General features: G+C 50.2%; 12 protein-coding genes. 8 read left to right on the plus strand and 4 right to left on the minus strand.

Annotated elements, in window-relative coordinates; genetic code table 11:
- Positions 1-133 precede the first annotated feature (133 nt).
- Genes EDC54_RS03515 through EDC54_RS03525 form a run of 3 tightly spaced genes read left to right on the plus strand, consistent with a single transcriptional unit; the run spans position 134 to position 4165 of the window.
- Positions 134-1429 (plus strand): cytosine permease, encoded by a 1296-nt coding sequence (locus EDC54_RS03515; RefSeq protein ID WP_132453239.1) that lies wholly within the window; start codon positions 134-136, stop codon positions 1427-1429.
- A gap of 47 nt (positions 1430-1476) precedes the next feature.
- A complete protein-coding gene (locus EDC54_RS03520) occupies positions 1477-2586 on the plus strand; it encodes a DUF917 domain-containing protein (protein WP_132453241.1) in 1110 nt (369 codons plus the stop codon).
- 10 nt (positions 2587-2596) lie between these two features.
- Complete coding sequence (locus tag EDC54_RS03525; protein ID WP_132453243.1) at positions 2597-4165, plus strand: hydantoinase/oxoprolinase N-terminal domain-containing protein; 1569 nt, start codon at positions 2597-2599, stop codon at positions 4163-4165.
- A gap of 62 nt (positions 4166-4227) precedes the next feature.
- On the opposite strand, the gene pflA is transcribed toward EDC54_RS03525, so the two are convergent.
- From pflA to ycaO, 4 genes are all read right to left on the minus strand, one after another.
- Entirely contained in the window at positions 4228-4968 is a 741-nt protein-coding gene (gene pflA / locus EDC54_RS03530; protein WP_132453245.1) for a pyruvate formate lyase 1-activating protein, read from the minus strand.
- A gap of 263 nt (positions 4969-5231) precedes the next feature.
- Positions 5232-7514: a formate C-acetyltransferase gene (gene pflB / locus EDC54_RS03535; RefSeq protein ID WP_132453247.1), complete on the minus strand. Its 2283-nt coding sequence runs from the start codon at positions 7512-7514 to the stop codon at positions 5232-5234.
- 57 nt (positions 7515-7571) lie between these two features.
- A complete protein-coding gene (gene focA, locus EDC54_RS03540; RefSeq protein ID WP_132453249.1) occupies positions 7572-8432 on the minus strand; it encodes a formate transporter FocA in 861 nt (286 codons plus the stop codon).
- 432 nt (positions 8433-8864) lie between these two features.
- The gene (gene ycaO, locus EDC54_RS03545) at positions 8865-10634 is read right to left on the minus strand and encodes a 30S ribosomal protein S12 methylthiotransferase accessory factor YcaO (protein ID WP_132453251.1); all 1770 of its coding nucleotides are present in this window, start codon (positions 10632-10634) and stop codon (positions 8865-8867) included.
- A 324-nt stretch (positions 10635-10958) separates the two neighbouring features.
- On the opposite strand from ycaO, the gene serC reads away from it, so the two are divergent.
- From serC to ihfB, 5 genes are all read left to right on the plus strand, one after another.
- The gene (gene serC / locus EDC54_RS03550; RefSeq protein ID WP_132453253.1) at positions 10959-12044 is read left to right on the plus strand and encodes a 3-phosphoserine/phosphohydroxythreonine transaminase; all 1086 of its coding nucleotides are present in this window, start codon (positions 10959-10961) and stop codon (positions 12042-12044) included.
- 81 nt (positions 12045-12125) lie between these two features.
- Positions 12126-13415 carry a 3-phosphoshikimate 1-carboxyvinyltransferase gene (gene aroA, locus EDC54_RS03555; RefSeq protein WP_132453255.1) on the plus strand — a complete coding sequence of 430 codons (1290 nt, stop codon included), beginning with the start codon at positions 12126-12128 and terminating at the stop codon, positions 13413-13415.
- 201 nt (positions 13416-13616) lie between these two features.
- A complete protein-coding gene (gene cmk, locus EDC54_RS03560) occupies positions 13617-14294 on the plus strand; it encodes a (d)CMP kinase (protein ID WP_132453256.1) in 678 nt (225 codons plus the stop codon).
- Between the two features lie 115 nt (positions 14295-14409).
- On the plus strand, positions 14410-16083 hold the full coding sequence (rpsA, locus tag EDC54_RS03565; protein WP_132453258.1) for a 30S ribosomal protein S1: 1674 nt from the start codon (positions 14410-14412) through the stop codon (positions 16081-16083).
- 89 nt (positions 16084-16172) lie between these two features.
- Positions 16173-16457, plus strand: coding sequence for an integration host factor subunit beta (gene ihfB / locus EDC54_RS03570; protein ID WP_132453260.1), 285 nt, complete (start codon positions 16173-16175; stop codon positions 16455-16457).
- Positions 16458-16510: the final 53 nt, after the last annotated feature.

Below are 16510 nucleotides of genomic sequence, written 5' to 3' on the forward strand. Positions count from 1 at the left end.
CATCAGGGTCTCTCATAAGCGCAATAGTATCGTCAGCTTGCTGGCGATACTATTGTTCTATACGTCACCAGACAACCTCTATAAAATATCACAATAGACGATAATTATTTGCTGCTTATTTAATGGGGAAGATATGTCTCAAGGGAATGTTGTACCTGAAAAAACACAACAGACTAAGAAAATATATGATTACGAGTATGAACGTGTTCCTGTTTCGGCTCGAAAAAATTGGTATGTCATTGCCTTAATATGGCTTGCGATGGGCATTGACATTTCTGGTCTGTTTCTTGGTGCTTTCTTAAGCGGTGGATTACCTTTTTCTCAGGCTGTTAGCGCCACACTTATCGGTTCTGCTTTTTTAGGCGTTTTGGCAGCATTATGTGCTAACGTCGGCTATGGATGTGGATTATCGACAACGTTGCTGAGTATTTCTGTTTTTGGACGGTTAGGTGGAAAGATCATCGGGATTTTCTCTGCCGTTTCACTTGTTGGATGGTTTGCTTTTCAACTCGATTTCTTTGGCGTAATGCTGCAAAAATCGCTACTACATTATCAAGTCGAACCGGGCCGCTTCCTGGTTTTAGTTTTTGGTATGATATTAATGACGTCTACCGCCATTTGGGGAGTAAGAGCATTAGGGAAATTGAGTGTATTCAGTGTGCCGTTGATGTTGATGTTGATAATTACAGGTTTGATTTTATCTGCAAAGAATCATGCTGACATCCCGCTTCCAATAATTAAAACCCCTATCAGTATGGGGAACGCTATCTCTTATGTTGTTTCTATCTGGATCTTATCCGTAGTGATGTCGCCGGATATTGCTCGTTATGCCAAAACACGCAAAGATGCGTTGCTCGGCGCGGGATTAGGGTTCTTTTTAGGGAATAGCTCAACGATACTGGTTGCACTTATTTTGACGTATTTGGTAGGTACAGAGGATTTGGTTGAGGTGTTTTTCAGCATTGGTTTAGGCATGTCGGCTATTGTGATACTTATTTTTGCTCAGTGGACTACAAATAGTACCAATCTTGTTTCAGCCTCTTTGGGATTGTCTGCCGTCATTAGATCGTTCTCTCGGCCAATATTGGTTGTTCTAATGGCTATTGCGGGGTTAGGACTCGCTTATAACGGTATGATCAATAATTTTACCCAATTCTTATCGCTGCTCGGTGTACTGATTTCACCTATCGCTGGCGTTTATCTCGTTGAGTATTATTTTATTAAATCCTCTCGCTTGAAGAACAATGTTTCCGATGCCCCATTCTTGAATGTGGCAGCCGCTATATCCTGGTTATTCGGCAGTATTGTGAGCCTATTAACTTCCCCTGATTTTTTCGATTTATTTACGATAAGCTCGATTTCTGCTCTGGATGGCGTCGTTGTCAGCATGGCGATTTATATCGGTACACATAAACTTTTCCACAACTAGTGGATTGAACTCGTTTGCAGGGGCTTCCCACCTTAGGCAAAGAAAGTATGACACGTTATATAGATGTACAAACAATTGATGATATCGCTTTAGGGGCTGCTGTCCTTGGTACAGGAGGGGGTGGAGATCCATATATAGGCACTTTGATGGTGAAAAATGCGTTAAAAGATGTTGCTGAGGTGCTTATATTAGGTTTAGACGAAATTAAAGATGATGATGTGTTTGTGTCTTGCAGCATGATAGGCGCAACGACGGTAGTTGTAGAAAAAATTATGTCATCGAGCCAGTTTGTTTTGGCATTTGATGAGATGGAAAGGGTTCTTAATCGACCAGTCACGGCAACATTTCCAATCGAAATCGGCGGTATCAATTCGCTAATACCGCTAGTGGTTGCGGCAAAAAAAGGCCTGCCGATCATCGACTGCGATGCCATGGGGCGGGCCTTCCCCGAAGCGCAAATGGTGACATTCTTTCTGGACGGTCTAAACTCCGCACCAAATACGCTGGCGGATGAAAAAGGCAATGCCGTTATCCTTAACCCCATTGATGGCGTGTGGTCAGAGCGGCTGGCCAGAGGGATTGCAGAGCAAATGGGGGCCGCGTGCGCCATGTGTGATTATCCGTTGCGCGGTCGTCAACTTAAACGCAGCGCTATCAAAGGGACGCTTACGCTAGCCCAGGATGTAGGCAAAACGTTGCGGCAGGCACGCCGTTCGGGAAGCCAGCCTGTCCAGGCTCTGCTTTCGGTACTTAATGGCTACGTCATTGCATCAGGCACGATTGTTGACGTTGAACGCCGCACTACCGGGGCTTTTGTGCGGGGTAAGGCTGTGCTGAATGGCATGGGGAATGACAAAGGCGAATCGTTTACCGTGCTGTTTCAGAATGAACTCCTGCTGGCTTACCGCTCATCACAGACAGCAACACCAACGCAGGATAATCTGCTGGCCGTTGTCCCGGATTTGATCTCCATATTAGACAGTGAAACCGGGCATCCGATTATTACGGAACATTTACGTTACGGGCAGAGAGTTGATGTGATTGCCTATCCGTGTAATGACAAATGGCGGACGCCGAAAGGGATTGACGTTGCGGGGCCAGGGTATTTTGGCTACCCGGTGGAGTTTGTGCCGATAGAACAGCTTGTCAATCGTTAAGGTCTTGCCGATGTTACAAAAAAATGATTACCGGCTCGGAATTGATGTCGGGGGCACAAACACGGATGCAGCCATTTTAGATGCTAATCTGCGCTGTATCGCGACGGCCAAATTTCCAACCAGTCTCGATATCTATAGCGGCATTGAGCGCGTGATTGCCAGCGTATTGGCCTCTTCGGGTATCGCACCACAGGACATTCGTTATGCCATGCTGGGAACCACGCATTGCACCAATGCTATCGTTGAACGAAAAGGGCTGGATCGCGTAGGGTTATTGCGCCTGAGTTTGCCGAGCAGCGATAGTGTCCCGCCGCTGTTTGGTTGGAATGCCGAATGGCAGCAAACATTGGGTGAACATTTTTATCAGCTTCACGGCGGATATGAATTTGATGGACGAGAAATTCATCCGGTGCTGCGTGAAGAAGTGCTGGTCGCCTGCGATAAGATGCGCGGCCATGTCGATAGCATCGCGATCTGCGGCGTATTTTCTCCGGTAAATAATGCGCAGGAATGTCTGGTGGCTCAGTGGGTGAAGGCAGCCTTGCCTGATGTGACGTTATCTCTGTCACACAGGATCGGTAACACGGGGCTGTTGGAAAGAGAAAATGCGACAATCCTCAATGCCGCCTTGCATCGCACCGCAAACCGTTTTGTCCGTGGTTTTACTCAGGCACTAAACCGTCATGGTATTCAGGCTACACCGTTTTTTGGCCAGAATGACGGCACGTTGATGTCTGAGAGCATGGTGAAGCAGTACCCCATTCTGACGATGGCCTGCGGGCCAACAAACTCTATCCGCGGTGCGTGTCACCTGTCGGGGTTAGACAATGCCCTGATCGTGGATGTCGGTGGTACGACGACGGATATTGGCGTGTTGGTGAATGGCTTCCCGCGGGAATCGGCAATTGCCGTCGAAGTTGGGGGTGTGCGCACAAATTTCAGAATGCCGGATATCGTCTCTATTGGCATTGGCGGCGGAACCTGCGTGCGGCAGTCTCCAACCGGCAATATCGCGCTTGGGCCGGATAGCGTTGGCTACCGCCTGCTGGAACAGGGGCTCAGCTTTGGGGGAACAACGTTGACGCTCAGCGACGTTATGCTGCAACTCTATCGTGAGCGTTGGCCATCGACACTTTCCCAGCCGCTCCCTGAACTGGACAAGGCGTTCTGTCAGCAGGTATATCGTCAAATGATCGATAAGGTGGAAGATGCTATCGATCGGATTAAATCATCCGGCGCGCCTATCCCTGCGGTTCTGGTTGGCGGCGGGAGTATTTTACTGCCTGATTCGCTCTCCGGTATCAGTCAGGTTGTGCGCCCACAAAATTTCGATGCGGCAAACGCCGTTGGCGTCGCGCTTGGGAAGGTGGGCGCACAAATTGAGCGAGTGGTTAAAATGCCGGGTAGCGATCGTGAAAAGATAAAAAACGAATTGCAGCAGCAAACCGTTTGTCTGGCGGAAAAAACGGGCGCGGTGCCGGGTAGCGTTGAAATCGTCGACTATCAGGAAATACCGTTGGCTTATCTGCCGGGGAATGCGGTACAGGTGAAAATCAAGGCGGCGGGGGATCTTGCCTAGCATAATGTTCGGTTTCGGCGGGTAAGTAACGCGCTTAGGGCGCTACTTACCGCGTCGGAAATTTAATACATTACCTTGTGGCCGTATCCTTCAAGGATGGCTTTAATGCGGTCCATCGTATCGGCTTTCGGTGGCTTGACGCCGTCCAGCTTGTACTCTTCTCCCATTGCGATCCACTTATGCTTACCAAGTTCATGGTAGGGGAGAAGTTCGATTTTCTCGATATTCTTCATATCCTTCGTGAATTCGCCCAGTTTATGGGCGGATTCATCGTCATCGGACCAACCCGGTACGACAACATAACGTATCCAGGTGCGTTGGTTGCGTTTGGCCAGATAGCGGGCGAAATCCAGGGTGCGATGGTTGGATACGCCGACCAGATTCTGGTGAATGTCTTCGTTCATTTGCTTCAGGTCGAGCATCACTAAGTCGCTGACGTCCAACAGTTCGTCAATGACAGGATCGTAACGCCGAACAAAGCCATTGGTATCCAGGCAGGTGTTAATGCCTTCCGCCTGACAGGCGCGGAACCAGTCGCGTACGAACTCGGCCTGAAGAATGGCCTCGCCGCCGGATGCGGTCACGCCGCCTCCTGATGCATTCATAAAGTGGCGATAGGTCACGACTTCTTTCATGAGCTCTTCTACCGTGATTTCCTTACCGCCGTGCGTATCCCAGGTGTCACGGTTGTGACAATACAGGCAACGCATCAGGCAGCCTTGGAAAAAGACAATAAAGCGGATGCCCGGGCCATCGACTGTACCGCAAGATTCAAAGGAGTGGATGCGACCGATTACTGACATTGCGAGGTTTTCTCCAAATTTGACCGAACAATAGCGGCCTTTATGAGCGCAGTCATGAGAAAGCGGGTGCGTTCTGACAACGATTTCTGACAGAGAAACACCGTGTGACAGATGCTGCGTCGAATCTGTTTTGCCAGCCATCCACACGATAAGGGCTGCATAGCGGGCTGGCAAAACAGGTTAACAACCTGGACCGAGAGGTGAGAAAAAGGCCCCACCAATGTGGAGCCTCTATTTTACGTCTTTTCAGACAGTCATGGAAATTACATTGACTTGGTGAAAGTACGAGTAATGACGTCTTGCTGTTGCTCTTTCGTCAGAGAGTTGAAACGCACAGCGTAGCCGGATACACGGATAGTCAACTGCGGATATTTTTCCGGGTTTTCCATCGCATCAAGCAGCATTTCACGGTTCATGACGTTCACGTTCAGATGTTGGCCGCCTTCGATGTTGGCTTCGTGATGGAAGTAACCATCCATCAGGCCAGCAAGGTTAGCTTTACGTACGCTGTCGTCTTTACCAAGCGCGTTTGGCACGATGGAGAAGGTATAAGAAATACCGTCTTTCGCGTAAGCAAACGGCAGTTTGGCAACCGACGTCAAAGAGGCAACGGCACCTTTCTGGTCACGGCCGTGCATCGGGTTAGCACCAGGTCCAAATGGCGCGCCGGCACGACGACCGTCTGGCGTATTACCCGTTTTCTTACCATAAACTACGTTAGACGTGATGGTCAGGACAGACTGTGTCGGCGTTGCACCACGGTAGGTATTCAGTTTCTGAATTTTCTTCATGAAACGTTCAACCAGATCGCAGGCCAGTTCATCCACGCGTGCGTCGTTGTTACCAAATTGCGGATATTCGCCTTCGATATCAAAGTCGATAGCCAGACCGTCTTCATCACGAATCGGTTTCACTTTGGCATATTTGATGGCAGACAGGGAGTCAGCGGCAACAGACAGACCCGCGATACCACATGCCATGGTGCGGAACACGTCACGATCGTGCAGAGCCATCAGCGATGCTTCGTAGCTGTACTTGTCGTGCATGTAGTGGATGATGTTCAGCGCGGTGACATACTGTTTAGCCAGCCAATCCATGAAGTGATCCATGCGCTCCATCACTTCATCAAAGTTCAGGAGGTCGCCTTTGATCGGTTCTGATTTCGGGCCAACCTGCATTTTCAGTTTTTCGTCCACGCCGCCGTTGATTGCGTACAGCATGGTTTTCGCCAGGTTTGCGCGGGCGCCGAAGAACTGCATTTGCTTACCAACAACCATTGGGCTGACGCAACACGCAATCGCGTAGTCATCGTTGTTGAAGTCAGGACGCATCAGATCGTCATTCTCATATTGCAGAGAAGAGGTATCGATGGAAACTTTAGCCGCAAAGTTTTTGAAGTTTTGAGGCAGTTTTTCAGACCACAGGATGGTCATGTTCGGTTCCGGAGACGGTCCCATGGTGTACAGGGTGTTCAGGAAGCGGAAACTGTTTTTGCTCACCAGCGTGCGGCCATCAAGACCCATACCCGCCAGAGATTCCGTAGCCCAGATCGGGTCACCAGAGAACAGTTCATCATATTCCGGCGTACGCAGGAAACGCACCATACGCAGCTTCATGACCAGGTGGTCAATGAGCTCCTGAGCGTCTTCTTCCGTGATTTTCCCTGCTTTCAGATCGCGTTCAATGTAGATGTCAAGGAAGGTCGAAACACGACCAAATGACATTGCCGCGCCGTTCTGTGATTTCACAGCAGCCAGATAGCCGAAGTAGGTCCACTGAACGGCTTCCTGAGCAGTGGTTGCCGGGCCAGAAATATCACAGCCGTATTTTGCGGCCATTTCTTTAATCTGGTTCAGCGCATGATGCTGATCGGCAATTTCTTCACGCAGACGGATAGTCGCTTCCAGATCTTCGCCGTTTTCCAGTTTGCTCTGCAAAGAGGTGAACTGGGCGAACTTGTCTTTCATCAGGTAGTCGATACCGTACAGCGCAACGCGACGATAGTCACCGATGATACGACCACGACCATAAGCATCCGGCAGACCGGTCAGAACACCCGATTTACGACAACGCAGGATGTCTGGCGTATAAACGTCGAACACGCCCTGGTTATGCGTTTTGCGGTATTCAGTGAAGATTTTTTTCAGTTGCGGGTCTAACTCACGGCCATAAACTTTGCAGGAGCCTTCGACCATTTTGATACCGCCAAACGGAATCAGCGCACGTTTCAGCGGCGCATCAGTTTGGAGACCAACAATTTTTTCCAGATTTTTGTTGATGTATCCTGCATCGTGAGAGGTGATAGTTGAAGCAACGTTGGTATCAAAATCAACAGGGGCGTGAGTGCGGTTTTCCTGTTTGATGCCTTCCATAACGCTGTCCCACAGCGCAGAGGTCGCTTTGGTCGCGCCAGCCAGGAAAGACTCGTCACCTTCATACGGCGTGTAGTTTTTCTGGATAAAGTCACGTACGTTAACATTATCCTGCCATTCACCTTTGCTAAAGCCTTGCCATGCATTGGCCAATTTTTCATTCAGCTCGGTCATTTTACACCTACCTTTGATATGGATTTCTTCAAATCCGACATTGCGGCCGATTGCACCTTAGTGGTGCTTGTCTCCACCGCGCAAATAAATTACCCAATATGTTAAACCGACCATAATGCCGCCGCCGATGATGTTCCCCAGGGTAACGGGGATCAGATTATCGGTAATAAAGTGGCTGACGGTTAAATGTTCAAAATGCGATGGCATGATGCCAATGGCATCCCAGAATTCAGGGGACGCGAAATTTTTGATAACGATGCCCATAGGAATCATGAACATGTTGGCGATACTGTGTTCAAAGCCGCTGGCAACGAACATGGCGACAGGCAGGATCATCGCAAACATTTTGTCAGTAAGCGTACGACCGGAATAGCTCATCCACACGGCCAGACAGACCATTAGGTTGGCTAAAATACCCAGACTGAGAGCTTCGACAAAGGTGTGTTCAAGTTTATGTTCCGCCGTTTGCAGAACATTAAGCCCCCACGCACCGTTTGCGACCATATGTTCCCCAGAGAACCAGATAAGTCCAACGAAGAAAAGCGCGCCAATCAGGTTACCGACATACACATTGACCCAATTACAGGCTAGCTGCTTCCAGGTGATACGTCCACTGGCCTTGGCAATCACTGTGAGGACGGTAGACGTAAATAAATCTGCGCCGCAAACGACAACCAGCATGAGGCCGAGGGAGAAGCAGATGCCGCCGATCAATTTCGCGATACCGAAAGGGATCGAAGCGGTGCCCGTAGTGGCGGTAATATAAAAAACGAAGGCGATTGAAATAAATACACCCGCGGTGATCGCTAAATAAAACGTCGTCCAGGGTTGTTTAGTCGCTTTGTAGACACCGGCGTCTTCAGCCACTTTCGCCATGGCAGCCGGTAGTAATAGAGTAAAAGGGTTGTCAGCTTTCACACTAACTCTCACTTAGAAATTATCAGCGTTGATATACTAACAAAGCAGTATACGGCAAAATTTGACGTGGATCATGCTACCAGAATTTAACAGAGGGCTGGAAGGGGTGAAATGCCGCTGTTTTTTCATTAACTAAATGAATTATAAGTGAAAAAATATTTTAAATTTTATAAAAAGAGTTGAATTTCGGATGTTTAACCTACCGATTTGGCGTTAATAAAAATCATGCCTTGTAGAATTTCAGTACGACTTTATCGACGTAATTTAATTAAATTTTCACCGTTCAATAACAATGTTCTGATTGTGGTTTAAAGATAAATAAAAATATTACCGCCTGAGAATAAAATAGCCCTTACAAATTAAAGAGCTATTATGATCAATTATTTGTAATGCGCTGATGATATTAAATAAAAAGCCGCAAGGCCGTATTATTCAGGCATTATTTTCCTGCCAGTAGCGACGTTTGGCCTGCTGTAGTTTTTCATAGGCCGCCAGCAGCGCCTGAAGGGCCGGTAAAGAGGCAAACGTTTCATCGACGCTAAACAGCCCGTAAAAACAGTTTTCGCCAGCGATCGCAGCACTGGCGGCATCGACCGCTTCAAGGCCATACATTTTGGTCAGGGCATCGTAATACTCCGCTGGCTCGCGCTCAGGCTCCTGCGCCAGCAACAGCAGGGTTTGCAGGCAACGGTAGTAGTTGCTGCGCTGTGGCGTGAAGACGGAATCATTGAAGTCCTGGGTCCATTCCGTCCAGCTTAAGGCCTGATCGAGATCGCCCCCTGCCAGCGCCAGCATTGCTTTCAATTCACCGACGCGCAATGTAAACCAACCATTGTCTTTACCGGTGGCGATGCCGAGTAGTTCGCGTATGCGGGTAAAGTCATCCAGACCTTCGTCGTCCAACTGTTGCAGCAACGCCAGATAGTCTTGTTTTTCCCACGCGCTGTCGGGTAAAGCCAGCAATGTGTCGCGCAAATGAGCGCCCATATTGTTATTGGCCAGCAGGAGATCATCGGCAGGGTAGATATCCGACATGCCCGGCACGATGATGCGGCAGGCGTAAACGGATAGATGCTGATAGTCGGCAATATACACTTCTTTGTCTTCTTGCTTGAAGATCGCCATCAACGTAGCGAATTCTTCTTCCGTCGAGCCTGAAAAGCGCCAGTCGGCAAACTCATAGTCCGCGGTTTTCTTGAACATGTCCCAGGAGATCAGACCGCTGGAATCAATAAAGTGGGTTTCCAGATTCGCGTGTTCGGCAACCTCTTCATCGTCGAACGTGGGCGGCGTGAAAACATCCAAATCCTTCAGACTACGTCCTTGCAACAGCTCGGTAACGGTACGCTCCAGCGCCACGCCAAAATCTGGGTGTGCGCCGAAGGAAGCGAAACAGGTTCCGTTGGTCGGGTTGAATAGCACTACGCAGATAACCGGGTATTTCCCCCCCAGTGAGGCATCGTAAGCGAAGATCGGAAAGCCTTCTTTTTCCAGTGTGGCAATCGCCTCAACCACGCCGGGATAGCGATTGAGCACCGCCTGAGGAATTTCCGGCAGGCTAATGGATTCCGCGATAATGCGGTTCTTAATGTAGCGCTCGAACACTTCGGATAACCCCTGAACGCGGGCTTCATTGGCGGTGTTGCCGGCGGACATGCCATTGGAAACGTACAGATTCCCGATGATGTTCATTGGAATGTAGACCGTTTGCTGGTCGGACTGACGGGTAAACGGCAGCGCGCAAATGCCGCGCTCAGCATGACCAGATTGCAGATCGATCAGATCGCTGGCGCCCAGCTCTTGTTCGGGATCGTAAAATTGCTTCAGGCGTTGATCCAAAATGCCTTCAGGGAGTGCGTTATCTTCCGGGATAGGGAACCATTTTTCGTTGGGATAGTGAACAAAATCCCCTTTGGCTATCGTTTTGCCAAGGTAGAAATCGGCGAAAAAATAGTTGGTGGACAGACGTTCAAAATATTCGCCTAACGCAGAAGCCAGCGCCGCTTTTTTACTGGCGCCCTTACCGTTAGTGAAGCACAGCGGGCAGTCGCGATCCCGAATATGGACAGACCAGACATTCGGCACTGGGTTAAGCCACGACGCTTCTTCGATGTTAAACCCCAGGTCCTGGAGCTGCTGTTGAAAACGGGCGATGGAGTCTTCCAGGGCGGCGTCTTTGCCTGGGATAAACGTTTGTGTCATGGTGTTCACTTTTGTCGAGATTAACGGAAGCGGCATAATACGGATTTTTCCGTCTGGACTCTATTGATTCATCATCCACCGACCGCAAAGTGGGAACCGGATTCGCAACCTGGCGTTTTACCGAGTGAAAGCGCAATAAGCGTTGCAGCCGCGATTGTCGAGTGATAAAACCGATAGCAGGGTAAACGTAGTGTGGTTATGGCGACGATTCCGCTATAACCATAATCTTGTAACAGCGATGTTTTTATCATCACCGTGGCGATAAAAAGGATTTATCGCCACGGTGATAAAAACAACCGCTATTTTCAGATGTGGTGAGGGGAAATGACTCAGGTTTTTAATTTTAGCGCCGGGCCAGCGATGCTGCCGGTTGAAGTTTTACGACGTGCTGAACAGGAATTATGTAACTGGCATGGCCTGGGGACATCGGTCATGGAAATCAGTCACCGCAGTAAAGAATTTATGCAGGTTGCAGCGGAATCCGAACAGGATCTGCGCGACTTACTGAAAATCCCCTCCAACTACAAAGTGCTTTTTTGCCACGGCGGCGCGCGTGCGCAGTTTGCGGCGGTGCCATTAAATTTGTTGGGTGACCATTCAACGGCGGATTACATTGATGGCGGGTATTGGGCGCACAGTGCAATTAAGGAAGCTGAAAAATATTGCACGCCTAACGTTATTGACGTTAAAACCCGAGCAGACGGGCTGCGCGCGATTAAACCGATGCGCGAATGGCAGTTGTCCGAGGATGCCGCATTTGTCCACTATTGCCCGAATGAAACCATTGACGGTCTTGCGATTGAAGAAGAACCGGATTTCGGTGACAAGATCGTAGTCGCTGACTACTCTTCCAGCATTCTCTCGCGCCGTATTGACGTAAGTCGCTATGGCGTAATCTACGCCGGCGCGCAGAAGAATATCGGCCCTGCTGGCCTGACGCTGGTTATCGTGCGTGAGGATTTGCTGGGTAAAGCGCGTCGTGAGCTGCCATCGATTCTGGATTATCAGATTCTGGCGGATAACGATTCGATGTTTAACACACCGCCGACGTTTGCCTGGTATCTGTCCGGCATGGTGTTCAAGTGGTTGAAAGAGCAGGGCGGTCTGGCTGAGATGGAAAAGCGTAATCAGGAGAAAGCCGACCTGTTGTATCACGCGATTGACGCGAGTGATTTTTACCGCAATGACGTCGCGGTGGCGAACCGTTCGCGCATGAACGTCCCGTTCCTGCTGGTGGATCCCGCGCTGGATAACGTCTTCCTGGAAGAGTCGGTCGCGGCGGGTCTGCATGCGCTGAAAGGCCATCGCGTGGTAGGCGGCATGCGCGCTTCCATCTACAACGCCATGCCGTTGGAAGGCGTGAAAGCGCTGACTGAATTTATGGCCGACTTCGCGCGTCGCCACGGTTAATCAACATCGATCCTACCGTTTGTTTTGCTAACCCCGGGCAGTCCGGGGTTTTTATGTCCACGTTTAAAGAATAGGCTTCACATGCAGGAATCCCTTACCCTACATCCCATCAAGCGGGTTAACGGCACCCTCAATTTGCCGGGATCAAAAAGTGTCTCTAACCGTGCGCTTTTGCTTGCGGCGCTGTCAGTGGGAAAAACCCGGCTGACTAATTTGCTGGACAGCGATGATGTCCGCCATATGCTCAATGCCTTAACGGCGCTGGGGGTGGAATATGATCTGTCATCCGATCGGACGGTGTGTGAGATTACCGGTCTGGGCGGGATGTTTACGGCAGCGCAGCCGCTGACGCTGTTTTTAGGGAATGCCGGTACGGCGATGCGTCCGCTGGCCGCCGCCTTGTGCCTGACGGATGGCGATATCGTGCTGACGGGCGAGCCGCGGATGAAAGAGCGGCCAATCGGGCATTTGGTCGATGCATTGCGTCAGGGCGGAGCGAAGATTGACTATCTCGAACAGGAAAATTATCCGCCACTACGTCTGCACGGTGGTTTTAAAGGCGGCGATATCAGTGTGGACGGAAGTGTATCCAGCCAGTTCCTGACGGCGCTATTGATGACGGCGCCGCTGGCGGCGCAAGATACGCAGATTAGCATTCAGGGCGATCTGGTTTCTAAACCGTATATTGATATTACGCTGCATATGATGAAAGCGTTCGGCATTGACGTACGCAATGAGAACTATCAGCGCTTCTTTGTCTCGGGGCGTCAGCAATATCGCTCGCCGGGTGATTATCTGGTGGAAGGCGACGCGTCATCGGCCTCTTATTTTCTGGCGGCGGCCGCAATTAAAGGCGGCACAATACGTGTCACCGGCGTGGGCCGTCATAGCGTTCAGGGTGATATCCGCTTTGCCGATGTACTGGAAAAGATGGGCGCGAAAGTTCGCTGGGGGGACGATTACATTGAATGTGAGCGTGGCGAGCTGCACGCGATCGATATGGACATGAATCATATCCCGGATGCGGCAATGACGATTGCGACAGCGGCGCTCTTTGCGCAAGGGGGCACGACCACGCTGAGAAATATCTATAACTGGCGCGTAAAAGAGACCGATCGTCTGGCGGCGATGGCGACGGAACTGCGTAAAGTCGGCGCAGAAGTAGAGGAAGGTCACGATTATATTCGCATTACGCCGCCGCGCCGTCTGAACGCCGCAGACATCGGGACTTATAACGATCATCGCATGGCCATGTGTTTCTCGCTGGTGGCGCTGTCGGATACCCCGGTGACGATTTTGGATCCGAAATGTACGGCTAAAACGTTCCCGGATTATTTCGAACAGCTGGCGCGACTTAGCGAACCGGCTTAATGACTCGTAAGGCACGCAATGCGTGCCTTTTTCTTACGCGGCGCGCCGTTTCTATCAATGGCGTCGCGCGTTCAGAGAATCTCTTATTTTGCTGCCATGCCGGCATTGGATTAACCTTTCTCCGTATTTGATGCGTATAATGAATCTCCGTGATGCCGGAAAACGGCGTGAGCGGAATTTTCAGTGTTAAAGGAGAGAGAAATGACGGTGATGGCACCGGTAATTACGGTTGACGGACCGAGCGGCGCAGGCAAAGGCACCTTGTGTAAGGCGTTGGCTGAGGCTTTACAATGGAACCTGCTGGACTCAGGGGCCATCTATCGCGTTCTGGCGCTGGCGGCGCTACACCATCATGTGGATATCGGCTCGGAAGAAGCGCTGGTTCCCCTTGCTTCTCATCTCGATGTGCGTTTTGTGGCGGAAGACGGGCAGTTGAAGGTCATTCTGGAAGGTGAAGATGTCAGCCATGAAATCCGCACTGAAACGGTAGGCAATACGGCATCTCAGGCGGCGGCTTTTCCCCGCGTTCGTGAGGCGCTGTTGCGACGGCAACGCGCGTTTCGGGAGGCGCCGGGGTTGATTGCCGATGGCCGAGATATGGGAACCGTGGTGTTTCCTGATGCGCCAGTGAAGATATTCCTGGATGCCAGCGCGGAAGAACGTGCGCAACGTCGCATGCTACAGTTGCAGGCGAAAGGCTTTAGTGTTAACTTTGAACGTCTTTTGTCTGAGATAAAAGAAAGGGACGAGCGCGATCGCAACCGTCCTGTTGCTCCGTTAGTGCCAGCGGCAAACGCGCTGATACTGGATTCAACGGAGATGACAATCGACGAAGTGATTGCGCGTGCGTTGGCGTATTCCCGCGAAATTTTGGCGTAATCGCAGCATTCTGAATTTTTACCTCGCTGTAAGGATGTACAGAGAGGCATGTTAAACAACCCCATCGAGCAGGATGCCAGATGGACGTTAAAATGAAACCCTTAAGATTATCAACATGACTGAATCTTTTGCTCAACTCTTTGAAGAATCCCTGAAAGAAATCGAAACCCGCCCTGGTTCCATCGTTCGCGGCGTTGTTGTTGCTATTGATAAAGATGTCGTACTGGTTGACGCCGGTCTGAAATCTGAATCTGCCATTCCGGTAGAGCAATTCAAAAATGCGCAAGGCGAACTGGAAATTCAGGTCGGCGATGAAGTAGACGTTGCCCTGGACGCTGTTGAAGATGGCTTCGGTGAAACCCTGCTGTCTCGCGAAAAAGCTAAGCGTCATGAAGCATGGCTGATGCTGGAAAAAGCTTATGAAGAAGCTGCAACGGTTACCGGTGTTATCAACGGTAAAGTTAAAGGCGGTTTCACTGTTGAGTTGAACGGCATCCGTGCGTTCCTGCCAGGTTCACTGGTAGACGTTCGTCCGGTTCGCGACACGCTGCATCTGGAAGGCAAAGAGCTTGAGTTCAAAGTGATCAAGCTGGATCAGAAACGCAACAACGTTGTCGTTTCCCGCCGTGCGGTTATCGAATCTGAAAACAGCGCTGAGCGCGATCAACTGCTGGAAAACCTGCAGGAAGGCATGGAAGTTAAAGGTATCGTTAAGAACCTTACTGACTACGGTGCATTCGTTGATCTGGGCGGTGTTGATGGTCTGCTGCATATCACGGATATGGCTTGGAAACGCGTTAAGCATCCGAGCGAAATCGTCAATGTGGGCGACGAAATCACTGTTAAAGTGCTGAAATTCGACCGCGAACGTACTCGTGTGTCTCTGGGTCTGAAACAGCTGGGCGAAGATCCATGGGTCGCTATCGCTAAGCGTTACCCGGAAAGCACGCGTCTGACTGGCCGCGTAACGAACCTGACTGACTACGGCTGCTTCGTTGAAATCGAAGAAGGCGTTGAAGGTCTGGTACACGTTTCCGAAATGGATTGGACTAACAAGAACATCCATCCGTCCAAAGTTGTTAACGTTGGCGACGTAGTGGAAGTTATGGTTCTGGATATTGACGAAGAACGTCGTCGTATCTCTCTGGGCCTGAAACAGTGCAAGTCCAACCCGTGGCAGCAGTTTGCTGAAACCCACAACAAGGGCGACCGTGTTGAAGGTAAAATCAAGTCTATCACTGACTTCGGTATCTTCATCGGTCTGGACGGCGGCATCGACGGTCTGGTGCACCTGTCTGACATCTCCTGGAACGTGGCTGGCGAAGAAGCCGTACGCGAATACAAGAAAGGTGATGAAATTGCCGCTGTTGTCCTGCAGGTTGACGCAGAACGTGAGCGTATCTCCCTGGGCGTAAAACAACTGGCTGAAGACCCGTTCAATAACTACCTGTCTGTCAACAAGAAAGGTGCTATTGTTACTGGTAAAGTTACAGCCGTTGACGCGAAAGGTGCTACAGTTGAATTAGCAGATGGCGTAGAAGGTTACCTGCGTGCTTCTGAAGCTTCTCGCGACCGCGTTGAAGACGCTACGCTGGTATTAAACGTTGGCGACAGCGTTGAAGCGAAATATACCGGTGTTGATCGTAAGAACCGCGTTGTTAGCCTGTCTGTTCGTGCGAAAGACGAAGCTGACGAAAAAGATGCCATTGCCACTGTCAACAACAAGCAAGAAGAAGGCAACTTCTCCAATGCGATGGCAGAAGCATTCAAAGCGGCTAAAGGCGAGTAATCACAACGGTAGAGTGAGCAACATTCGTTGTTCACTCTTGTAACGGTAGTCAGTTATCCTGATTTGGTAGCCACGTATTTGGAGGAGCTATGACTAAGTCTGAACTCATTGAAAGGCTTGCTGGACAGCAATCTCATATCCCGGCCAAAGTGGTTGAGGATGCAGTGAAAGAAATGCTTGAACAAATGGCTTCTACGTTAGCCGAAGGCGATCGTATTGAAATCCGTGGGTTTGGCAGTTTTTCGCTTCACTACCGTGCACCGCGTGTGGGTCGTAACCCGAAAACCGGAGAGAAAGTGGAACTGGAAGGCAAGTACGTTCCCCACTTTAAACCGGGCAAAGAGTTGCGCGATCGCGCCAATATCTACGGCTAATCATTTTCGTAGCGATTAAGCTGGCGCGCAAAAGTAAATGGCACCTTTTAGGT

It is taken from the genome of Samsonia erythrinae (genome assembly GCF_004342665.1).
Taxonomy (GTDB): Bacteria; Pseudomonadota; Gammaproteobacteria; order Enterobacterales; family Enterobacteriaceae; genus Samsonia; species Samsonia erythrinae.